This window comes from Kytococcus aerolatus (genome assembly GCF_900187395.1).
Classification (GTDB): domain Bacteria; phylum Actinomycetota; class Actinomycetes; order Actinomycetales; family Dermatophilaceae; genus Kytococcus; species Kytococcus aerolatus.
Genome location: NZ_FYEZ01000001.1, coordinates 80,595 through 103,140, shown reverse-complemented (window position 1 = coordinate 103,140; position 22,546 = coordinate 80,595). Strand labels below are relative to the sequence as shown.

Genomic DNA, 22,546 nt, shown 5'->3' with positions numbered 1-22,546 from the left:
CGAGTTGGCAGGCTCCAGCCCTCCTCTGGTCGACAACACGCGTTGCAGATGGGGATGGCACCTCACCAGGCACCTTCGTGACCGGCTCCGGCCCCCACTCCGGCGACGCCGACGAGCCCGCCCGCTACGGCTTCGACGTCAAGACCATGTCCTGGCTGCACGCCGACTCGGTGATGCTCCTCTGCGGCCTGCTGGCCGCGATGCTCCTGGCCCTGCACCTGCTGCCGCAGGTCAGCCAGCGCACCCGTCGGGTGTGGTGGGCACTGCTCGGGGTGACCGTGCTGCAGGGCCTCATCGGCTACGTGCAGTACGCCCTGGCCGTCCCGGCGACCCTGGTCTGGCTGCACATGCTCGGCGCCAGCCTCATGGCGTGGATCCTCACCTGGGCGGTGCTCTCCGTCCGCCGGTGAGCCGCGCCGGCCAGTCGTGCCGGTGCTGACCACCGATTCCCATCACCCGGGTGCCGCACACGTCCCCGGTCGAACCCTCCACAGCACACGCCGGCCCGCCTGCATGGCCCGCCCCCTCTGAAGCCCCGCGCCCTCATCCATGCGTCACAGATGGTTCCCCCGAGCCCGCCCAAGCAGCATTCTGCGCCGCATAGATTGGCCAGAGTCGCGGAGACGCCGATAGAGAGCGGCACCAACCTTCCCGTGCGGCGTGATGTTTGCTGGAGCGGCGGCCGTGCGGCGCCCAGGCCGTCCAGCCGACCGGGACGCCGCACGGCAGCAACAGCAAGCGACCGGTTCGCCACACGCCGGCAACACAGAGCGCCCCCACCGCTGAGCGGTGGGGGCGCTCTGGTGATCCGCCGGACAGATCAGCCCAGGCCGGGCAGCGACCAGTAGAAGATCGGGTCGATCGCCACCGCCATGAAGAGCACCGAGACGTAGCTGATCGAGTAGTGGAAGAGGCGCATCGGCTTGATCTCGGCCTCGCTCAGACCGGCCCGCGCACCGCGCAGCAGGGTGTGCGACTCGGCGACGAACAGACCGCCGGAGAGGATCGCGACGACCGTGTAGATCCACCCCATCGGCGCCACCGGGATGAGCACCAGGGAGGTCAGGAAGGTCGCCCAGGCGTAGAGCACGATCTTGCGGCCCACGGCCACGTTGTTCTCCAGCACCGGCAGCATCGGGACGCCGGCGTTGGCGTAGTCCTCCCGGAACTTCATGGACAGCGGCCAGTAGTGCGGCGGGGTCCAGAAGAAGACGAAGACGAAGAGGACCAGGGCCGGCCAGTCCAGCGAGTTCGTGACCGCCGACCAGCCGATGAGTACCGGGATGCACCCGGCGAGCCCGCCCCAGACGATGTTCTGGCTGGTGCGCCGCTTCAGCACGATCGTGTAGAACCACGCGTAGAGCACGATCGCCCCGAAGGACAGCGCGGCCGAGAGCCAGTTGACCAGCAGACCCAGCCAGAGCACCGAGGCCACGCCCAGCACGATGCCGAAGACCAGCGCCGCCCGCGGCGAGATCTGCCCGGTCACCAGCGGACGGTTGCTCGTCCGGTGCATCTTCGCGTCGATGTCCCGGTCCAGGTAGCAGTTGAAGACGTTGGCGCTGGAGGCCGAGAGCGTGCCGCCGACCAGGGTGGCGATGATCAGCCACCAGTCCGGGACGCCCCGCTCGGCGAGGAACATCACCGGGAAGGTCGTGATGAGCAGCAGCTCGATGATGCGCGGCTTGCACAGGGAGATGTACGCCCGCACCGTGTCCCCGAGGCCCGTGGACCGGGGGGTCGTCGGGTGCGGCGTCGCCGTCTCGGCCCCAGAAGTCACGTCGTCCTCTCCGCAGGTGGCAATCACACAAGAGACGGGCTGGCGGCCCGTCGTGGGCCCCATCCTACGACCCGCCCCGGATCGTTACGACGCCGCGTCGCAGTTCACCCCCGGACGGTGATCCCGGCCACCTGCGGACCACCGAGGCTGCCCGCCCCCTCCCCTTGTGCATAGGCTGGGTGGCACAAGGCCGCTCGATGGTGTGCGGCCGCCCACGCCCGCGTGGAGCGGCACCGACTGGCATCGGCGCCGGGCCACCGGGCATCCAGCCTGTACCGGAGGAGCCTCGCGTGACCGACTCGACCCAGCCCGCCCGCGACCCGCAGATCAAGCCCCTCGTCGCCGACCGGGTCGGATGGGGAGAGCTCGACCGGCGGGCCGTCGACACCGCCCGCCTGCTGGCCGCCGACGCGGTCGAGAAGTGCGGCAGCGGTCACCCCGGCACCGCGATGTCGCTGGCCCCCGTGGCCTACCTGCTCTTCCAGGACGTGATGCGCCACGACCCGGCCGACCCGCACTGGCTCGGACGGGACCGCTTCGTCCTCTCCTGCGGCCACTCGGCCCTCACCCAGTACGTCCAGCTCTACTTCTCCGGCTACGGCATGGAGATGGGCGATCTCAAGGCGCTGCGGACCTTCGGCTCCCAGACGCCCGGCCACCCCGAGCTGCACCACACGCGCGGCGTGGAGATCACCACCGGACCGCTCGGCTCCGGTCTGGCCACCGCCGTGGGCATGGCCATGGCCCAGCGGCGCCAGCGCGGCCTGCTCGACCCGGACGCCCCCGCCGGGGAGTCGGCCTTCGACCACCACGTGTGGGTCATCGCCTCCGACGGTGACATCCAGGAGGGCGTGAGCGCCGAGGCCTCCTCCCTCGCCGGCCACCAGGAGCTCGGCAACCTCACGGTGATCTACGACGACAACGAGATCTCCATCGAGGACGACACCGACATCTCCTTCTCCGAGGACGTCGCCAAGCGCTACGAGGCCTACGGGTGGAACACCGTCACCATCGACTGGCGCGGCACCGGCGAGTACGTCGAGGACGTCGACGCCCTGCACGCCGCCCTCGAGGAGAGCAAGGGCTCCGACCGCCCGACGCTGATCCGCCTCCGCACGATCATCGGCTGGCCGGCCCCGACCAAGCGCGACACCGGGGCGGCCCACGGCGCCGCCCTGGGCCCCGACGAGATCGCCGCCACCAAGGAGCTCCTGGGCTTCGACCCGGAGGTCGTCTTCCCGGAGGAGCCGGCCGTCGTCGAGCACGTCCGGCAGGTCGCCCAGCGCGGGGCCGAGGCCCACGCCGCGTGGGAGGAGCGTTACCAGACCTGGCGCACCGCCCACCCCGAGCAGGCCGCCCTGCTGGACCGCCTGGTGGCCCGCGAGCTCCCTGCGGGTCTGGACGAGGCGCTGCCCCGCTGGTCCGGCGAGGACAAGCCGATGGCCACCCGCAAGGCCTCCGGCGCGGTGCTCAACGCGCTGGCCGAGGTGATGCCCGAGCTGTGGGGCGGCTCGGCCGACCTCGCCGGCTCGAACAACACCACCATGGACGGCCAGCCCAGCTTCGTGCCCGAGAGCCGATCCACCGACATGTTCCAGGGCCACGAGTACGGCCGCACCCTGCACTTCGGGATCCGCGAGAACGCGATGGGCATGGCCCTCACCGGCATCGCCCTGGAGGGTCTGACCCGCCCCTACGGGGGCACCTTCCTCACCTTCTCGGACTACATGCGCCCGGCCGTGCGCCTCGCGGCGATCATGGAGGCACCGGTCACCTACGTGTGGACCCACGACTCCATCGGCCTGGGCGAGGACGGCCCGACCCACCAGCCGATCGAGCACCTCGCCGCGCTGCGCGCCATCCCGGATCTCGACGTGGTCCGCCCGGCCGACGCGAACGAGACCGCCGTCGCCTGGCGCACCATCCTGCAGCACACCGACCGCCCGGCCGGCCTGGCGCTCACCCGCCAAGAGGTCCCGGTGCTCGACCAGGAGCAGTACGCCTCCGCCGAGGGGGTCGCCCGCGGCGGCTACGTGCTCGCCGAGGCCGAGGGCGAGCTCCGCGTCCTCCTCATCGCCACCGGCTCGGAGGTGCACATCGCGCTGGAGGCCCGCGAGGCCCTCCAGGCCGAGGGGATCGGCACCCGCGTGGTGTCGATGCCCTGCCGCGAGTGGTTCGACGCCCAGGACGAGGCCTACCGCGAGGAGGTCCTCCCCCGCGCCGTCCGGGCCCGGGTCTCGGTCGAGGCGGGGATCGCGATGCCCTGGTACGACCTGCTCGGCGACGCGGGTCTGCCCGTCGCGCTGGACGGCTTCGGCGCCTCCGCCCCCTACCAGGAGCTCTACGAGAAGTTCGGCATCACCGCCACCGACACCGTCGACAAGGCCAAGAAGTCCCTGCAGATCGCGGAAGGCAAGTGACCATGGAGCAGTACACCCAGCACACCAGCGCCGAGCACTCCCCCGTCGCCCGGCTCGACCTCGGCGCCGCACCCCAGCCGCTCAAGGAGCTCGCCGCGCAGGGCCTCTCGGTCTGGTTGGACGACCTGAACCGCCCGATGATCCGGGAGGGCCGCCTTGCGGAGCTCGTCCGCTCCGGTGGCGTCGTCGGGGTGACGACCAACCCGTCGATCTTCGCCAAGGCCCTGTCGGAGGCCGCCGACTACGACGAGCAGGTGCGTCAGCTCGCCGCGGAGGGGGTCGACGTCGACGAGGCCGTCTTCCGGCTGACCACCACCGACGTCGCCGAGGCCTGCGACCTCCTCCGCCCCGTCTGGGAGGCGACCGACGGGCAGGACGGCCGGGTCTCCATCGAGGTGGACCCCCGCCTGGCGGCCGACACCGCGGGAACCGTCGAGATGGCCCAGCGTCTGTGGGACACCATCGACCGGCCGAACCTACTCATCAAGATCCCCGCCACCGTGCAGGGCCTGCCGGCGATCACCGAGGTGATCTCCCGCGGCATCAGCGTCAACGTCACGCTGATCTTCTCGCTGGACCGCTACCGCGGGGTCATGAATGCCTATCTCACCGGCCTGGAGCAGGCCCGGGAGAAGGGCGTGGACCTCGCCCCGATCCACTCGGTGGCCAGCTTCTTCGTCTCCCGGGTGGACTCCGAGGTGGACGCCCGCCTCGAGGCGATCGGCACCGACGAGGCCCGGGCGCTCCGGAGCCGGGCCGGCCTGGCCAACGCCCGGTTGGCCTACCAGGCCTTCGACGAGGTCTTCTCCACCCCGCGCTGGGCCACCCTGGCCGACGACGGTGCCAACCTGCAGCGACCGCTGTGGGCCAGCACCTCGGTGAAGGACGAGTCCTTGCCGGACACGCTCTACGTGACGGGCCTGGTGGCCCCGAACACCGTGAACACCATGCCTACCGCCACTCTGGAGGCCACGGCCGACCACGGCGAGGTCACGGGGGACACCGTCCAGGGCACCTACGCCGAGTCGGCTGCCGTGCTCGACGGGCTGGAGGCCCAGGGCATCAGCTATCTCGACGTGGTGGAGACGCTGGAGACCGAGGGTGTGAAGAAGTTCGCTGACGCCTGGGACGGACTGCTCGCGTCCGTCCAGGAGCAGCTCGACAAGGCGAAGGGCTGAGTGAGGCAGATGTTGGAACGCTCCAGCGAGATCGTCGTCGAGGCCACCGGTCCGGCGGCCACGGCGATCACCGAGCACGTCCCCGGGCTGGTCGAGCGCCGCGTGGCCAGCCGGCTGGCGGCGAAGGACGCCACCCTCTGGGGCGAGGCGGCCCGGGAGGAGGCCGCCCAGCGCCTCGGCTGGGTCGACCTGCACCGCACGAGCCGCGCTCTCATCGGCGAGGTCGAGACCCTGGCCGCGCGGTACGCCGAGCGCGGGTGCGATCGGGTGGTCCTCTGCGGCATGGGCGGCTCCTCCCTGGCCCCGGAGGTCATCACCCGCACCGCCGGGGTGGAGCTCGTGGTCTGCGACTCCTCCGACCCGGCGATGGTCACCACCGCCCTCGGCACGCCCGAGGACCTGCGTCGCACGGTCGTGGTCGTCTCCTCCAAGTCCGGCTCCACCGCCGAGACCGACTCCCAGCGGCGCACCTTCGTGGACGCCCTGACCCGGGCGGACCTGGAGCCCACCGAGCACATGGTGATCGTCACCGACCCCGGCTCCCCCTTCGACCAGAGCGCGCGCGCCGAGGGCTTCGACGTGGTGAACGCCGACCCGAGCGTGGGCGGCCGATACTCGGCCCTCACCGCCTTCGGGCTGGTGCCCTGTGCCCTGGCGGGCGTGGACGTGGCCGAGCTGCTCGACGAGGCCGACGCGGTGGCCGACCTGCTGGCCGCTGACGACGAGGCCAACCCCGCCCTGCGTCTCGCCGCCGTGATGGCCGGGGCATCCGGCGGTACCCCGCGCGACGTGCTGGTCATTTCCCGGGCCGGCAGCGCCCTGGAGGGACTGGGCGACTGGGCCGAGCAGCTCATCGCCGAGTCCACCGGCAAGGACGGCAAGGGGGTCCTGCCCGTCGTCGACCTCCCCTCCGAGGTCGGCGCCGAGCCGCTGGCCCACCGCCTCGCCGACCAGCCCGACGTGACCGTGGTCCGCCTCATCGGCGACGAGGTCGACGAGCGGGACGACGAGCTGGCCGGGCCCGATGGCGAGCCCGTGGACAACGAGCATCCCGCAGCGGTCGTCAACGTCGGCGGCGCCCTGGGTGGCCAGCTCCTCCTCTGGGAGACCGCCACCGCCGTGGCGGGCGAGCTCCTCGGTCTCAACCCCTTCGACCAGCCGGACGTGGAGTCGGCCAAGACGGCCGCCCGGGAGCAGATGACCGGCGGGGACGGCGCCCCACCGGAGCCCACGCTCACCGTCGGCGAGGTCGAGGTGTACCAGGCCGGGACCGACTTCCTCGGGGACGCCGGCTCCCTCACCGAGGCCGTCGAGGCCCTCCTGGCACAGGTCGGCCCGAGCGGGTACCTGGCGGTCATGGCCTACACCGACCGCTGGGCGCACGCCTCCGAGGCCCGCGCCGTCCAGGAGCGGCTCACGGCCGCCACCGGGCGTCCGGTGACCTTCGGCTGGGGCCCGCGCTTCCTCCACTCCACCGGGCAGTTCCACAAGGGCGGCCCCGCTGACGGGGTCTTCCTGCAGATCACCCGACCGGCCTCCCCAGAGGAGGACCGGCCGGTGCCCGGGCAGGAGTTCACCTTCGGGAGGCTCATCGCCGCCCAGGCCGCCGGGGACGCCCAGGTGCTCGCGGAGCAGGGACGCCCGGTGCTCCGCCTGGTGGCCCGCTCCTCCGGCGGCCACGCGGCGGTGGTTGACGCCGTGCTGGCCGCTGGGCAGGCCGGATGAGCCCGGCCCGGGTGGCCCCGGGGGCCAATCCCCTGCGGGTGGCGGACGACAAGCGGCTGCCGCGCATCGCCGGGCCGAGCGTGCTGGTGCTCTTCGGGGTCACCGGGGACCTGGCCTGCAAGAAGCTCCTGCCGGCGATCTACGACCTCGCCAACCGGGGGCTGCTGCCCTCGGGCTTCTCCCTGGTGGGCTTCGCCCGCCGCGACTGGGACGGCCAGGACTTCGAGGAGCAGGTGCGCTCGGCGGTGGAGGCCCACTGCCGCACCCCCTTCGTCCCGGAGGTGTGGACGCAGCTCCGGCAGGGCATCCGCTTCGTGGCGGGGACCTTCGACGACCCGGCGGCCTTCGCCGAGCTCTCCGAGGTGCTCGCCGAGTTGGACCGCACCCGCGGCACCGGTGGGAACCGGGCCTTCTACCTCTCCATCCCACCCCGCTTCTTCGCGGAGGCCTGCCAGCAGCTGCAGGCGGCCGGGCTCTCCACCCCGGAGGAGGGCTCCTGGCGCCGGGTGGTGGTCGAGAAGCCCTTCGGCCACGACCTCGCCTCGGCCCGGGAGCTGAACCGGATCGTCGAGGAGGTCTTCCCGCAGGACGCGATCTTCCGGATCGACCACTACCTGGGCAAGGAGACGGTCCAGAACATCCTGGCGCTGCGCTTCGCCAACCAGATGTTCGAGCCGATCTGGAACGCCCACTACGTGGACCACGTACAGATCACGATGGCCGAGGACATCGGCATCGGCGGACGCGCCGGGTACTACGACGGCGTCGGAGCGGCCCGGGACGTCATCCAGAACCACCTGCTCCAGCTGCTCGCCCTGACGGCCATGGAGGAGCCCACCTCCTTCGACGCCCGGGCCCTGCGCACCGAGAAGGAGAAGGTGCTGGCCGCCACCATGCTGGCCGGCCCGGTTGACGAGGCCGCGGTCCGTGGCCAGTACGCCACCGGCTGGCAGGGCAACGAGGAGGTGCCGGCCTATCTCGACGAGGAGGGCGTGGCCGAGGACTCGGTCACCGAGACCTACGCGGCGCTCAAGCTCAAGGTGGCCACCCGCCGCTGGGCCGGGGTCCCCTTCTACCTGCGGGCCGGCAAGCGGCTGGCCAAGCGGGTCAGCGAGATCGCGGTGGTCCTCAAGCGGGCCCCGCACCTGCCCTTCGAGGACACCGCCACCGAGGAGCTGGGCCAGAACGCCATCGTGATCCGCGTGCAGCCCGACGAGGGGGTCACCATGCGCTTCGGATCGAAGGTGCCCGGCCCGCAGATGGAGGTCCGCGACGTGACCATGGACTTCGGCTACGGCAACGCCTTCACCGAGTCCTCCCCCGAGGCCTACGAGCGGCTCATCCTCGACGTCCTGCTCGGCGAGCCCCCGCTCTTCCCCCGCCACGAGGAGGTCGAGCTCTCCTGGCAGATCCTGGACCCGGTGACCGAGCGCTGGGCGCAACCAGGTGCTCCGGCCCCGGAGCAGTACCCCGCCGGCAGCTGGGGGCCGCGCTCGAGCAACGACATGATGGCCCGCGACGGCCGCAGCTGGAGGCTCCCGTGATTCTCGACTACCCCGACGTCTCCGCCCGGCACCTCTCCCGCGAGCTCGTCCGCCTGCGGGCCGACCAGGGCGCCATGGCCCTGGGGCGCGTGCTGAGCCTGGCGGTGGTGACGGACCTGGGCTCCCTCCCCGGGGTGCTGGAGACGGCCACCGCCGCCACCCGCCAGCACCCCAGCCGGATCATCGTGCTGGTCCGGGACAACGCCCTGGACGAGCCGCGGCTGGACGCCCAGATCCGGCTCGGCGGGGACGCCGGGGCCAGCGAGATCGTGGTCCTCTACCTGCACGGTGCCCTCGTGGAGCACGAGCACGCCGTGCTCCTGCCCCTCCTGCTGCCGGACTCCCCCATCGTGGCCTGGTGGCCGGGCCGGCCGCCGGAGGAGCTGCACTCCAGCCCCCTGGCCCAGGTGGCCAGCCGCCGCATCACGACCGTGGCCCAGGCCGAGGACCCCGCCCAGGAGCTGCGCCGGCTCGCCAGCGACTACGAGGCCGGGGACACCGACATCGCCTGGACCCGGCTCACCCGGTGGCGGGCCCTGCTGGCCGCCGTGCTCGACGAGCCCCCCTTCGAGGAGGTCCAGTCGGCCACGGTCTCCGGCGGCAGCGACAGCCCCCGCGTGGACCTGCTGGCCTTCTGGCTGGGCCGCTTCCTGGAGTGTCCGGTTGTGCGCGCCCGGTCCGCTCCCGGCCAAGGTGTGGAGTCGGTGCGCCTGCAGCGGGCCTCCGGCCCGGTCGACCTGGTCCGCATCGACGGCGAGAACGCCCTCCTCCTGGCCCCCGGTCGCCGGGCCCGCCGCGTCACCCTCCCCCACACGACGCTGGCGCAGTCTCTCTCGGCCGAGCTCCACCGACTCGACGTCGACGACGTCTACGAGGCCGTCCTGGAGAGCATCGACACCGTGGACCTGACCGTCATGTCCACCGCGGACGCCCTGGCGGCCGGCATCCTCCGCGACCGTGACAGCGCCCTGGACGCGGAGTCCCAGGAGATCGAGGAGAACGCATGAACCCCCGCCCCACCACCCCCGAGGTCACCGTCCGACCCGACGAGCGGACCACCGCCCGCACCCTCGTGGACGCCCTGCTCGAGCAGGTCGCTGACCGGGAGGACCCGCACGTCGGCCTCACCGGCGGTTCCATGGGCGTGGAGGTGGCCCGGGAGATCGGCGCCCGGTGGGCGACCGACGAGACCGCCGCCGCGCTCCTGGACCGGACCCACTGGTGGTTCAGTGACGAGCGCTTCCTCCCCGAGGGCCACGCCGATCGCAACGACACCCAGGTCCTGGAGGCGCTCGGCACCCGTCCGGCGCCCGAGCGCTGGCACGTCCTGGCCCCCGCCCCCGGCGACGACCCCAGCCGCGACGAGGCCGAGGCCGCCGCGGTCGACCAGGCCGCCGAGCTGGCGATGGTCCCCCGGCACGAGGGCCTCCCCTCCCTCGACCTCCTCGTCCTGGGCGTGGGCCCGGACTGCCACGTCGCCTCGCTCTTCCCCGGCCACCCCGACTCCGCGGTGCACGACCGCTGGACGACGGCGGTCGACGACTCCCCCAAGCCCCCGCCGGTGCGGGTCAGCTTCACGATGCCCGTGATCCGTGCCGCCGAGCAGGTGTGGCTCGTCGCGTGCGGTGAGGGCAAGGCCGAGGCGCTGGCCGGAGCCCGGGAGGCCTTCGCCGGCTGTGCCTCGACCACCGTCGCAGCGCGGGCGGGCGAGCCGCTGGACCGCCCGGCCGGGTGGGCGCAGGGCCGCACCGCGACCCGCTGGTTCCTCGACGAGGCGGCTGCCGCCCGGCTGCCCGCGGCCTGACTCAGGCGGTGCCGCGCTGCTCGCGGAGCTTCTGGAGGGCCTCCTCGAGCAGCGTCTCCCCCTGCGCGTCGTCGCGACGCTCCTTCACGTAGTCCAGGTGCGTCTTGTACGGCGTGATGCTGGGCGGCTCCGGCGGGTTGTCGGCGTCCTCGCCCGCGGGCAGGCCACAGCGGACGCAGTCCCAGGTCTCCGGGACCTCGCCGCCGGCCTCCACCGAGAAGCGGATGGTCGTCGTGTGACGGTTGTGGCAGTGGTAGTCGACGTCGACACCCTCGGCGTCGACGCCCCGCTCGGCCTCACCCACCGGCCCGGACCCCACCCGGGTCCCCCGGATGGCCTGTCCCCCAGTCACCATGCCTGTCTCCTGTTCGTGCGGGCCGGTCAGCCGGCCGGGATCACTTGACGACGCCGATGGCGACGACGGTCGCGAACCACAGGACCGCCATGCCGATCGTGATGCGGTTGAGATTGCGCTCCGCGACGGTCGAGGACCCGCCACCGCTGGAGAGGCCACCGCCGAACATGTCCGACAGGCCACCGCCGCGCCCCTTGTGCATGAGGATCAGCAGCACGAGGAAGAGCGAGGTGATGACGAGGACGGCGTCGAGCGCCCACCGGAGGATGTCCATGCGCGCAGACTAACAACCTGCGCACCGGACATCCCCGGTGGCGCGCCCGTCCCGGGCGGCTGCTCAGGCCGGGCGGTGGGAGCGGAAGCGGATGATCTGCGCGAACTCCTCCGCGGTGAGGGAGGCGCCGCCGACGAGCGCCCCGTCGACGTCCTCCTTGTCCATGAGCTCGGCGATGCTGGCCGGCTTCACCGAGCCGCCGTAGAGGATCCGCATCCCGTCGGCGAGCTCCTGGCCATGGGTGTGGGCCACCCGCTGCCGGATCTCGGCGCAGACCTCCTGGGCGTCCTCCGCGGAGGCCACCGCACCGGTCCCGATGGCCCAGACCGGCTCGTAGGCGATGACCGCGCGTCCGAGGCGGGAGGCCTCGATTCCCTCCAGGGCCTCGTCCACCTGCCGGGTCACGAAGGCGATGTGCTCCCCCGCCTCCCGGGTGGCCAGGGACTCCCCGACGCAGATCACGGGAGCCAGGTTCGCCGCCAGGGCGGCCTTCACCTTGAGGTTCACCAGGGCGTCGGTCTCCTGGTGCTGCTCACGCCGCTCGGAGTGCCCGATGATCACGTACTCGCAGCCCAGCTTGGCGAGCATCGGGCCGGAGATGTCCCCGGTGTGCGCACCGGAGGCGTGCTGCGACAGGTCCTGCGCGCCGAGCATGATCTCCAGCTGGTCGGCCTGGATGAGCGTCTCGACGCTGCGCAGGTGGGTGAACGGCGGGAAGACCGCCACCTCGACCTCGTCGTAGGCGTGCGAGGCGTCCCGCAGCACCCAGTCCAGCTTCTGCACGAGGTGCGTCGCCTGGAGGTGGTCGAGGTTCATCTTCCAGTTGCCCGCGATGAGCGGGATCCGGGAGCCGCTCATGCGAGCACCTTCAGGCCCGGCAGCTCCTTGCCCTCCAGGTACTCCAGCGAGGCGCCGCCGCCGGTGGAGATGTGGCCGAAGTCCTCGTCGGCGAAGCCGAGCTGGCGCACCGCAGCTGCGGAGTCGCCCCCGCCGACGACGGTCAGGGCCCCGTCCTGCGTGATGTCGACGAGGGCCTGGGCGACGGCCTGCGTGCCGGCCGCGTAGGGCTCCATCTCGAAGGCGCCCATGGGGCCGTTCCAGAAGACGGTGCGGCAGTCGGCCAGCTTCTCCGCGAAGAGCTGCGCGGACTCCGGGCCGATGTCCAGGCCCATCCGGTCGGCGGGGATGGCGTCGGCGGGCACGACCCCGTGCTCGGCCCCGGCGGAGAACTCCGTGGCGGCCACCACGTCGGTGGGCAGGACGATCTCGACGCCCTTCGCCTCGGCCTGCTCCAGGTAGCCCTTGCAGGCCTCCACCTGGTCCTCCTCGAGGAGGCTCTTGCCGACCTCCAGGCCCTGCGCCCGGAGGAAGGTGAAGACCATGCCGCCGCCGATGAGCAGGCGGTCGGCGGTCTGGATCAGGTTGTCGATGACGCCCAGCTTGTCGCTCACCTTGGCCCCACCCAGGACGACCGCGTAGGGGCGCTCGGGGTCCTCGGTGAGGCGCTGCATGACCTCGACCTCGGCCTGCACCAGGCCACCGGCGGCGGCCGGCAGCAGCTGGGCGATCTCGTGGACGCTGGCCTGGGCGCGGTGGACGACGCCGAAGCCGTCGGACACGTAGGCGTCGGCGAGGGCGGCGAGCTGCTCGGCGAAGGCGCGCCGCTCGGCCTCGTCCTTGCTCGTCTCCCCGGCGTTGAAGCGCAGGTTCTCCAGCAGGGCGATCTCGCCCTCGGCCAGGCCCTCGACGGTCGCGCGGGCGGCCTCGCCCACGGTGTCCGCGGCGAAGCTCACCTCACGGCCCACCAGCTCGGAGAGACGCCCCACGACCGGCTCCAGGGAGTACTGCGGGTCCGGGGTGCCCTTCGGGCGGCCGAGGTGGGCCACGACGACGACCTTCGCACCGGCCTCGGCGAGCTGGCGCAGGGTCGGGGCCGAGGCCACGAGGCGACCGTCATCGGTGATGGTGGTGCCGTCCAGCGGGACGTTCAGGTCGGAACGGACGAGGACCCGCTGGCCGCGGAGCTCCCCCAGGTCGTCGATGGTGCGCACGATGCGTTCCCTTTCGTGGTCGTCGATGATCGTCGTTGATCGGGCCGGCCGCCGACGAGACGGTGGCGTGGTGCCCATCCTGCCGGACAGACGGTGGGCCCCGCGCACCGGTCGGCGCGCGGGGCCCACGGGCGGTGACCGCTCAGTCGATGCTCCGGGCGAGCAGCTCGCAGAGGTCCAGCATGCGCTCGGAGTAGCCCCACTCGTTGTCGTACCACCCGGCCACCTTCACCTGGTTGCCGATGACGCGGGTCAGCCCGGCATCGAGGATGCACGAGTGCGGGTTGGTGACGATGTCCGCCGACACGATGGGGGCCTCGGTGTACTCCAGGTAGCCCTTCATCGGGCCCTCGGCGGCGGCCCTCATCGCGGCGTTCACCGCCTCCACGGTCGCCTCCTCGCGGACGGTGACCGTGAGGTCGGTGACCGAGCCGGTGGGGGTCGGGACGCGGAAGGCGAAGCCGTCGAGCTTCCCCTCCAGGTGCGGCAGCACGAGACCCACGGCGGCCGCGGCACCGGTCTTGGTGGGGATGATGCTCAGCCCGGCGGCGCGGGCCCGGCGCAGGTCCTTGTGCGGGCCGTCCTGCAAGTTCTGGTCCGCCGTGTAGGCGTGCACGGTCGTCATGAGGCCGTTCTCGATCCCGAAGGCGTCGTCGAGCACCTTCGCCATCGGGGCCAGGCAGTTCGTCGTGCAGGAGGCGTTGGAGATCACGTGGTGCGTCGCCGGGTCGTACTCGGCGTCGTTGACGCCCATGACGATCGTGGCGTCCACGTCCTTGCCGGGGGCCGAGATCATGACCTTCCGGGCACCGGCCCGCAGGTGGGCCCCGGCGGACTCGCGGTCCCGGAACTTCCCGGTGGACTCGATGACGACGTCCACGTCCAGCTCGTCCCAGGGGAGCTTCGCCGGGTCGGGCTCGTCGGTGGCGTGGATGCGGTGGTCCCCGACGGTGATCGACTCCGCGTCGAAGGTGACCTCCTGGGCCAGCGGGCCGAGGACCGAGTCGTACTTCAGCAGGTGCGCCAGGGTCTCGTTGTCGGTGAGGTCGTTCACCCCGACGATCTCGATCTCCTTGTGCGAGGCCAGGGCGGCCCGGGTGACGCTGCGCCCGATGCGGCCGAAGCCGTTGATTCCCACGCGAACGGTCATGCTCTACCTCCACAGCTGGTGGGGTGGGCGCGCCGGGACCGACGGACCCACCAGGGGTCCGATACGCCGTTGGATCGGGATGTCCCCTCCAACCTAATGGAACTCCCCCGGACCGGTCACGGAGCGCGACCCCGCCCGGCCACGGGGGTCAGGCGGTGCCCGAGCCGGCCTGACCGGTGTCCTCGGCGAGGAGGGCGTCCACCTCGGCCTCGGTGATCGAGACCCGGGTGTCGTCGATGCCCAGCTCCGCCGCCCGACGGTCCGCCATGGCCAGCAGTCGCCGGATCCGCCCGGCCACCGCATCCTTCGTGAGGGGCGGCGTGGCGAGCTGGCCGAGCTCCTCCAGCGAGGCCTGCTTGTGCTGCGTCCGCAGCTGCCCGGCCACCCGCAGGTGCTCGGGCACCTCCTCGCCGAGGATCTCCATCGCCCGCCGCACCCGGGCGCTGGCGGCCACCGCGGCCCGCGCGGAACGCCGCAGGTTCGCGTCGTCGAAGTTCGCCAGCCGGTTCGCCGTGCCCCGGACCTCCCGACGGATCCGACGCTCCTCCCAGGCGAGGACCGCGTCGTGCGCCCCCATCCGGGTCAGGAGGGTGCTGATGCCGTCCCCGTCCCGGATCACCACCCGGTCCACGCCCCGGACCTCGCGGGACTTGGCCGGCACCCCCAGCCGACGGGCCGCCCCGACCAGGGCCAGCGCGGCCTCCGGCCCCGGGCAGGTGACCTCCAGGCTGCTCGAACGGCCGGGCTCGGTGAGCGAGCCACGGGCCAGGAAGGCGCCCCGCCAGGCGGCCTCGGTGCACTGCACGGAGCCACGCACCACGCGGGCCGGCAGCCCACGGACCGGGCGGCCCTGACCGTCGAGCAGACCGGTCTGCCGGGCGAGCACCTGGCCGCCCTCGACCACCCGGACGACATAGCGCGTCGACCGACGGATCCCCCCGGGGGTCAGCACGAGCAGCTCGCTCTCGTGCCCGTACAGCTCGTGGACCGCCCGCCGCGCCCGACGCGCCGCGCTGGCGGTGTCCAGCTCGGCCTCGATGACGATGCGTCCCCCGACGAGGTGGAGGGCGCTGGCGAAGCGCAGCATCGAGGAGAACTCGGCCTTCCGCGCCTCGACGCCGGTCACCTCGACCCGGCTGAGCTCGTCCTTCAGATCCGCGGTCATGGCCATGGCGCCATCGTCGCACGGGCCCCCTCCCGCCCCGAGACGGACCGTCCCGTCGACCGCCCCGGCCCCCCCGGGACCCCGGTCAGCGGGACTGCAGGAGGTCTTGGTAGGCCGTCGCCAGGCGCATCACGTCGTGCACACCGGGGTGGGAGCGGTGGACCAGGTCGGTCACCACGACCTCGCCGTCGGACTGGCTGACGATCTCCTCCAGCGCCCGCCGCTCGGCCGTGTCCTCCACCTGACGCTCGTCGACGAGCACCACGTTGGGGACGAACCCCGGGGCGTTCTCCAGCACCGCGGCCACCTGCTCGGCGGGGGTCCGGCCCAGGTTCTCACCGCTGCTGTCGATGTTCATGGTGAGCACCCGGCGCGCCGAGCTGCCCACGATCGCGTCCCGCAGCTGCGGCACCAGGAGGTGCGGCATGACGGACGTGTACCAGGAGCCCGGTCCGAGGACCACCCAGTCGGCGGCCTCGACCGCCTCCACGGCCTGCGGCTCGGCCGGCGGGTCGGCCGGGTCGAGCCGGACGCTCTCGACGAACGCACGGCAGCGGGCGACCTCCTTCTGCCCCACCACGAGATCACGCCGCTCCGGGGCCGACGGGTCCAGCCCCGTCACCGTGGCCTCGATGTTCAAAGGCTGCGAGCTCATCGGCAGGACCCGCCCCCGGGCGCTCACCAGGCGGGAGAGCGCGGCCAGCCCCTGCACCGGGCCACCCAGCCGCTCCCAGGCGGTGAGGATGAGCAGGTTGCCCAGCGCGTGCCCCTCCAGCCCGGTGAGTCCCTCGACGACCTCGGTCTCCTGCGGCAGACGAGGCGGCCCGAAGCGGTGCTGGAGGATCTCCCGCCAGGCCTGCCCCTTCTCGGAGTCGTCGCAGAGCGCGGCCAGGGCCATGCGCAGGTCGCCCGGGGGGATCGACCCGTAGGCGTCTCGCAGGCGCCCCGAGGAGCCGCCGTTGTCGGCCACGGTGACCACCGCCGTGAGGTCACGCGTCAGGTGACGCAGCGCCGTGAGGGTGGCGTACAGCCCGTGGCCGCCCCCGAGGGCGACCACGCGGGGCGGCATGGTCAGCGAACCGGTGAGGGTCGACTGGGCGCCGGTGAGGATCTCGGCCATGGGATCAGTCTGCCCCCCGGCGAGCTCGCCACGGCAGAGGGGTGGACGCCGTGTCGCCCACCCGGGCGGCCCGGGTCACTCCCGCCCCAGGTCCCGGTGGCTGTGCTCCACGTTGAGGCCGGCCTCGGCCAGCGCCCGGGCCAGCTCCTCGGTGACGGCCACGGAACGGTGCTTCCCCCCGGTGCAGCCGATCGCCAGGGTCACGTAACGGCGGCGCTCCCGGCGATAGCCCTCGATCATGGTGCCCAGCATGGACAGCGCCGAGCGGACGAACTCCCGGGCCCCCTCCTGCGAGAGGACGAAGTCGCTCACCGGCTTCTCGGTCCCGTTGTGGGCACGCAGCTCCGGCACCCAGTAGGGATTCGGGAGGAAGCGCAGGTCGAGCACGATGTCGGCGTCCAGGGGGATGCCGTACTTGAATCCGAAGCTCATGGCCGAGATCCGCGGGATGTTCTCCAACGGGCGGACCAGGTCGCTCACCCGGGCCGAGAGCTGGTGCACGGTGAGCCCGCTGGAGTCGATGACCACGTCCGCGGCGGCCCGCAGGGGTCCCAGCCGCTCCCGCTCCGCCTGGATCCCGTCGAGAAGACGCCCGGACCCCTGCAGGGGGTGCGGGCGCCGGACGGCCTCGAAGCGACGGACGAGCTCGGCGTCGCTGGCCTCGAGGAAGAGCAGCCAGGGAGTCCACCCCCGCTCCCGGATCTCGGCCATCGCCTGCCCGAGATCACCCATCATCGCCGCGCCACGCATGTCGCAGGCCGCCGCGATCGGGGGGATCTCCCGCCCCTCCTCGCGCAGCCCCTCGGCGAGGTCCACCAGGCTCGGCACGAGCTGCGAGGGGAGGTTCTCCACGACGTACCACCCCATGTCCTCCAGGACGTTCGTGGTGGTCGTGCGCCCCGCGCCGGACATGCCGGTGACGATGAGGAAGTCCTTCTCACCACCGAGCCGGGCGGAGGACTGCCGCTCGCCCCGGTCCAGGAGCTCTCGCAGGAGCTCGACGTCGGGGGCACGCCAAGCGGGCACGGAGGGAGGGGTCATGTCCCGCATTCTGACAGGTCGCACGCATCCTCGCCGACCGGTCAGTCGAGCACCTCGCCGGTGGTGACGTTGACGGCCGGAGCGGGCTCCTCGGAGCGCAGGTGCTCGTGCACGACGGCCGCCAGCCGGGGGCCGATGCCCTTCACCGCGGCCAGCTCCTCCGGGCTGGCCGCACGGATCGCCCGGACCGTCCCGAACTGCTCGAGCAGCGCGGCGCGCCGGGCCGGCCCGAGGCCCGGGACGGTGTCCAGGGCGCTGGCCGTCATCGCCTTCGAGCGCCGCTTCCGGTGGAAGGTGATCGCGAAGCGGTGTGCCTCGTCGCGGAGACGCTGGAGGAGGAAGAGGGCGTCGCTGGTGCGCGGCAGGACCACCGGGTACTCGTCGTCCGGCAGCCACAGCTCCTCCAGCCGCTTGGCCAGGCCGACCACGGGCACGTCCCCGGCCCCGGCCGCGTCGAGCGCCGTCCGGGCGGCCCGCACCTGCGGCAGGCCACCGTCGACGACGACGAGCTGCGGAGGATAGGCGAACCGTTCGCTCCCCCGGTCGGCCGGGACGTCCCCGGCCAGCTCGTCCCCCTGCGGGCGCCCGCGCCCGTGCCGGAAGCGCCGGGTGAGGACCTCGCTCATGGCCCGGGTGTCGTCGGCCGGCTCCCGGATGATGAAGCGCCGGTACTCGGAGCTCCGCGGCAGGCCGTCCTCGAAGACGACCATCGAGCCGACCGAGTTCTCCCCCTGGGTGTGCGAGATGTCGTAGCACTCGATGCGCAGGGGCGCCTCGGCGAGGGCCAGCGCCTCCTCGAGCTCGGCCAGGGCGCGGCTGCGCGTGGTGAGATCGCCGGCCCGGCTCAGCTTGTGGCGTGCGAGGGACTCCTCGGCGTTGCGGACCACGGTCCGGACCAGGGTGGCCTTGTCCCCCCGTTCCGGCACGCGGACCTGGACGCGCCGACCGGCCAGGCCGCTGAGCCAGTCCGCGAGCAGCTCTGCCTGCGCCGGCTCGGCCGAGAGCAGCACCTCCCGGGGGAGGTCCGCCGGGTCGTCCCCGTAGAACTGGCGCACCAGGTGGGCCAGCGCCTCGTCGGTGGGGTGGTCCTCCTTCTCCAGCACCCAGCCGCGCTGCCCGCGGATCCGCCCGCCGCGCACGTGAAAGACCTGCACGGCGGCCTCCAGCTCGTCGTCGGCGACCCCCAGGACGTCGGCGTCGACGGACTCGTCGAACACGACCGCCGACTTCTCCATGACCTTCTCCAGCGCGGCGATGTCGTCGCGCAGGCGGGCCGCGCTCTCGAAGTCCAGCTCCTGGGCGGCCTGCTCCATCCGACGGCGCAGCCCCCGCAGCATCCGTCCCCCGTCCCCGGCCAGGAAGCGGCAGAAGTCGTCGACGAGCTGACGGTGCTCCTCCGGGCTGATCCGCCCCACGCAGGGCGCGGAGCACTTGTCGATGTAGCCCAGCAGGCAGGGGCGGTCAGCCGCCTTCGCCCGCTGGTAGACCCCCTTGCTGCAGGTCCGGACGGGGAAGACGCGGGTGGCCAGGTCGAGGGTCTCCCGGATCGCCCAGGCCTGCGCGTAGGGGCCGAAGTACCGGTTCCCCCGCCGCTTGGCGCCCCGCATCACCATCGCCCGGGGGATCTCCTCCGACCAGGTGATGGCCAGGTAGGGGTAGGACTTGTCGTCCCGGTACTTCACGTTGAAGCGCGGGTCGAACTCCTTGATCCAGGCGTACTCCAGCTGGAGGGCCTCGACCTCGGTGTTGACGACCGTCCACTCCACCGAGGCACCGGTGCGGACCATCTGCCGGGTCCGCGGGTGGAGCTGCTGCGGGTTCTGGAAGTACGACGAGAGTCGGGACCGGAGGGACTTGGCCTTGCCCACGTAGATGACCCGCCCGTGGGCGTCCCGGAAGCGGTACACGCCCGGGGAGGTCGGGATCTCCCCCGGGCGAGGGCGGTAGCTGGCCGGGTCCGCCATCAGTCCTCGCGCAGGAGCCCGGCCAGGAAGCGGCCGGTGTGGCTCCCCTCCACCCGGGCCACCTCCTCGGGGGTGCCGGTGGCCACCACCCGGCCGCCTCCGTCACCGCCCTCGGGGCCCATGTCGATGATGTGGTCCGCGCTGCGGATGACGTCGAGGTTGTGCTCGATGACCAGCACCGTGTTGCCCTTGTCCACCAGGGTCTGGAGCACCTCGAGGAGGCGCCGGACGTCCTCGAAGTGGAGACCGGTGGTGGGCTCGTCGAGCACATAGACCGTCCGACCGCGGCTCCGGCGCTGCAGCTCGGTGGCGAGCTTCACGCGCTGCGCCTCCCCGCCGGAGAGGGTGGTGGCCGGCTGCCCCAGCCGCACGTAGCCCAGTCCCACGTCCATGAGCGTCTGCAGGTGGCGGGAGATCGAGCCGATGGCGCCGAAGAACTCGTGGGCCTCCTCGATCGGCATGTCGAGGACCTCGGCAATGGTCCTGCCCTTGAAGCGCACCTCGAGGGTGTCCCGGTTGTAGCGGGCGCCCTGGCACACCTCGCAGGGGACGTACACGTCCGGGAGGAAGTTCATCTCGATGCGCAGGGTGCCGTCCCCGGAGCAGGCCTCGCAGCGCCCGCCCTTGACGTTGAAGCTGAAGCGTCCCGGGCCGTAGCCGCGGACCTTCGCCTCCTCGGTCTCGGCGAAGAGAGCGCGGATCTTGTCGAACATCCCGGTGTAGGTCGCCGGGTTGGAGCGCGGGGTCCGACCGATCGGGCTCTGGTCGACGTGGACGACCTTGTCCAGGCTCTCCAGGCCCTTGATGCTGCGGTGCTTCCCGGGGACCCGACGCGCGCCGTTGAGGCGGTTGGCGAGGGAGGTGTAGAGGATGTCGTTGACGAGGGTGGACTTGCCCGAGCCGGAGACCCCGGTGATGCAGGTCAGCGTCCCCAGCGGGAAGCGCACGGTGACGTCCTGCAGGTTGTTCGCCTGCGCGCCCCGCACCTCGAGGACCTCCCCGTTCCCGGGGCGGCGGACGGTGGGCGCGGGGATCGACCGGCGCCCGGCGAGGTAGTCACCGGTCACCGAGGCGCTCTCCAGGAGCCCCTCAACGGGCCCGGAGTAGACCACCTGCCCCCCGTGCTCCCCCGCGCCCGGACCGATGTCCACCACCCAGTCGGCGGTGCGGATCGTGTCCTCGTCGTGCTCCACGACGATGAGCGTGTTCCCCAGGTCCCGGAGGCGCGTCAAGGTCTCGATGAGACGCTCGTTGTCCCGCTGGTGCAGGCCGATGGACGGCTCGTCGAGCACGTAGAGGACACCGACGAGCCCGGCCCCGATCTGGGTGGCCAGCCGGATGCGCTGCGCCTCGCCACCGGAGAGCGAGCCGGCCGGCCGGTCCAGCGTCAGGTAGTCGAGCCCGACGTCCAGCAGGAAGCCGAGCCGGGCCTGGATCTCCTTGACCACCCGCTCGGCGATGCGGGCCTGCTGCGCGGTGAGCTCCATCCCCTCCAGGAAGGCGGCCGCCTCGCGGATCGACATGCGCGACAGCTCGGCGATGTTCACCCCGTCCACCCGCACGGCCAGCACCTCGGGACGCAGCCGGGCGCCCTGGCAGGCCGGGCAGGGCACCTGCCGCATGAGCTGCTGGTAGCGCTCCCGCATCTGGTCGGACTCGGTGTCGGCGTGCAGCCGCTTGACCTGGGTCACCGCCCCCTCGAACCCGGTGGAGTACGAGCGCTCCCGGCCGAAGCGGTTCCGGTAGCGGACGTGCACCTTGTGGTTGTGACCGTGGAGCACGGCCTTCCGAGCCCGCTCCGGCAGGGAGCGCCACGGGGCGTCCATGTCGAAGGACAGCTCCTCGGCCAGCGCCTCCACCACCCGCCGGTGGTAGTCGGCCATCTTCTTGCCCTGCGCCCAGAGGGTCACCGCCCCCTGGTTGAGCGAGAGCTCCTCGTCCGGCACGAGCAGCTCCGGGTCCACCTCGAGCTCGGTCCCGATCCCGGTGCACTCCGGGCAGGCTCCGAAAGGCGCGTTGAAGGAGAAGGTCCGCGGCTCGACCTCCTCGATCCCCAGCGTGTGCTCGTTGGGGCAGGCCAGCTTCTCGGTGAGCACCCGCTCCGCCGGCAGCCCCTCCGAACCGCCCTCGTCGGCGACGTCCACGTAGTCCACGACGAGCCGGCCGTCGGCCAGGCGCAGCGCCGTCTCCACCGAGTCGGTGAGGCGGGTCAGGAAGCGGTGCTCGGGCTCCCCCTCGGAGTACTTGGCGCGCAACCGGTCCACCACCACCTCGATGGTGTGCTTGCGGGTCTTGGCGAGCTTCGGCGGGTCGGTGAGCGACACCACCTCACCGTCGATCCGCGCCCGGGCGAAGCCGGAACGCTGCAGCTCCGCGAGCAGGTCCACGTGCTCCCCCTTGCGCCCCCGGACCACCGGAGCCAGGACCTGGAAGCGCGTGCCCTCCGGCACCGCCGCGAGCTGGTCGACGATCTGCTGGGGCGTCTGCTGGGCCACCACCTCACCGCACTCCGGGCAGTGCATGACCCCGGCCCGGGCAAAGAGCAGCCGCAGGTAGTCGTGCACCTCGGTGATGGTGCCGACGGTCGACCGGGGGTTGCGGCTGGTCGACTTCTGGTCGATGGCGACCGAGGGCGAGAGCCCCTCGATGAACTCGACCTCCGGCTTGTCCATCTGGCCCAGGAACTGCCGGGCGTACGAGGAGAGGGACTCCATGTACCGCCGCTGCCCCTCGGCGAAGATCGTGTCGAAGGCCAGCGAGCTCTTCCCCGACCCGGAGAGACCGGTGAAGGCGACCAGCGCGTCCCGGGGGAACTCCACCGAGACGTCCTGCAGGTTGTGCTCACGGGCACCGCGCACACGGATGCGGTCGCGGGTGCTCGGGGAACCGTTCATGGCGCTCACGCAGAAGCCTTCGGGTCGTGGGACAGGGCGTGGGTCATCGTATGGCGGACCCCTGACAAGCTCGGCGTGCAG

The 22,546-nt window shown here is 72.4% G+C and carries 18 protein-coding genes; 7 read left to right on the top strand and 11 right to left on the bottom strand.

The window, feature by feature from the left end; genetic code table 11:
- The first annotated feature begins 77 nt into the window (after positions 1-77).
- On the top strand, positions 78-410 hold the full coding sequence (locus CFT82_RS00425) for a hypothetical protein (RefSeq protein ID WP_200815014.1): 333 nt from the start codon (positions 78-80) through the stop codon (positions 408-410).
- Positions 411-820: 410 nt separating this feature from the next.
- Here the strand turns inward: CFT82_RS00425 and CFT82_RS00420 are convergent, their stop codons facing one another.
- Positions 821-1,780: a heme o synthase gene (locus tag CFT82_RS00420; RefSeq protein ID WP_088817146.1), complete on the bottom strand. Its 960-nt coding sequence runs from the start codon at positions 1,778-1,780 to the stop codon at positions 821-823.
- Positions 1,781-2,070: 290 nt separating this feature from the next.
- On the opposite strand from CFT82_RS00420, the gene tkt reads away from it, so the two are divergent.
- The 6 genes from tkt to pgl are packed head-to-tail and all read left to right on the top strand — an operon-like array spanning position 2,071 to position 10,451.
- Positions 2,071-4,200 (top strand): transketolase, encoded by a 2,130-nt coding sequence (tkt, locus tag CFT82_RS00415; RefSeq protein WP_234994204.1) that lies wholly within the window; start codon positions 2,071-2,073, stop codon positions 4,198-4,200.
- 2 nt (positions 4,201-4,202) lie between these two features.
- Positions 4,203-5,378: a transaldolase gene (gene tal / locus CFT82_RS00410; RefSeq protein ID WP_088818243.1), complete on the top strand. Its 1,176-nt coding sequence runs from the start codon at positions 4,203-4,205 to the stop codon at positions 5,376-5,378.
- Between the two features lie 9 nt (positions 5,379-5,387).
- Positions 5,388-7,103, top strand: a complete 1,716-nt coding sequence (locus tag CFT82_RS00405) for a glucose-6-phosphate isomerase (RefSeq protein ID WP_088817144.1) — start codon at positions 5,388-5,390, stop codon at positions 7,101-7,103.
- Positions 7,100-8,647, top strand: a complete 1,548-nt coding sequence (zwf, locus tag CFT82_RS00400; protein ID WP_088817143.1) for a glucose-6-phosphate dehydrogenase — start codon at positions 7,100-7,102, stop codon at positions 8,645-8,647. The genes CFT82_RS00405 and zwf overlap by 4 nt, the downstream gene beginning before the upstream one ends.
- A complete protein-coding gene (locus CFT82_RS00395; RefSeq protein ID WP_088817142.1) occupies positions 8,644-9,654 on the top strand; it encodes a glucose-6-phosphate dehydrogenase assembly protein OpcA in 1,011 nt (336 codons plus the stop codon). Before zwf ends, CFT82_RS00395 begins: the two co-directional genes overlap by 4 nt.
- A complete protein-coding gene (pgl, locus tag CFT82_RS00390; RefSeq protein WP_088817141.1) occupies positions 9,651-10,451 on the top strand; it encodes a 6-phosphogluconolactonase in 801 nt (266 codons plus the stop codon). Before CFT82_RS00395 ends, pgl begins: the two co-directional genes overlap by 4 nt.
- A gap of 1 nt (position 10,452) precedes the next feature.
- Here pgl and CFT82_RS00385 read toward each other — a convergent pair whose 3' ends face one another.
- From CFT82_RS00385 to uvrA, 10 genes are all read right to left on the bottom strand, one after another.
- Positions 10,453-10,806 carry an RNA polymerase-binding protein RbpA gene (locus CFT82_RS00385; RefSeq protein ID WP_088817140.1) on the bottom strand — a complete coding sequence of 118 codons (354 nt, stop codon included), beginning with the start codon at positions 10,804-10,806 and terminating at the stop codon, positions 10,453-10,455.
- A 40-nt stretch (positions 10,807-10,846) separates the two neighbouring features.
- Positions 10,847-11,080: a preprotein translocase subunit SecG gene (gene secG, locus CFT82_RS00380; protein ID WP_088817139.1), complete on the bottom strand. Its 234-nt coding sequence runs from the start codon at positions 11,078-11,080 to the stop codon at positions 10,847-10,849.
- A gap of 63 nt (positions 11,081-11,143) precedes the next feature.
- Positions 11,144-11,938, bottom strand: a complete 795-nt coding sequence (gene tpiA / locus CFT82_RS00375) for a triose-phosphate isomerase (RefSeq protein ID WP_088817138.1) — start codon at positions 11,936-11,938, stop codon at positions 11,144-11,146.
- A complete protein-coding gene (locus tag CFT82_RS00370; protein ID WP_088817137.1) occupies positions 11,935-13,131 on the bottom strand; it encodes a phosphoglycerate kinase in 1,197 nt (398 codons plus the stop codon). Before CFT82_RS00370 ends, tpiA begins: the two co-directional genes overlap by 4 nt.
- 142 nt (positions 13,132-13,273) lie before the next feature.
- Complete coding sequence (gap, locus tag CFT82_RS00365) at positions 13,274-14,281, bottom strand: type I glyceraldehyde-3-phosphate dehydrogenase (RefSeq protein WP_088817136.1); 1,008 nt, start codon at positions 14,279-14,281, stop codon at positions 13,274-13,276.
- A gap of 148 nt (positions 14,282-14,429) precedes the next feature.
- On the bottom strand, positions 14,430-15,452 hold the full coding sequence (whiA, locus tag CFT82_RS00360) for a DNA-binding protein WhiA (RefSeq protein ID WP_088817135.1): 1,023 nt from the start codon (positions 15,450-15,452) through the stop codon (positions 14,430-14,432).
- A 79-nt stretch (positions 15,453-15,531) separates the two neighbouring features.
- On the bottom strand, positions 15,532-16,566 hold the full coding sequence (locus tag CFT82_RS00355) for a gluconeogenesis factor YvcK family protein (protein ID WP_088817134.1): 1,035 nt from the start codon (positions 16,564-16,566) through the stop codon (positions 15,532-15,534).
- 75 nt (positions 16,567-16,641) lie between these two features.
- A complete protein-coding gene (gene rapZ / locus CFT82_RS00350) occupies positions 16,642-17,607 on the bottom strand; it encodes an RNase adapter RapZ (RefSeq protein WP_088817133.1) in 966 nt (321 codons plus the stop codon).
- Between the two features lie 41 nt (positions 17,608-17,648).
- Positions 17,649-19,571 carry an excinuclease ABC subunit UvrC gene (gene uvrC / locus CFT82_RS00345; protein WP_088817132.1) on the bottom strand — a complete coding sequence of 641 codons (1,923 nt, stop codon included), beginning with the start codon at positions 19,569-19,571 and terminating at the stop codon, positions 17,649-17,651.
- Positions 19,571-22,465, bottom strand: a complete 2,895-nt coding sequence (gene uvrA, locus CFT82_RS00340; protein ID WP_088817131.1) for an excinuclease ABC subunit UvrA — start codon at positions 22,463-22,465, stop codon at positions 19,571-19,573. The genes uvrC and uvrA overlap by 1 nt, the downstream gene beginning before the upstream one ends.
- Between the last annotated feature and the right edge of the window lie 81 nt (positions 22,466-22,546).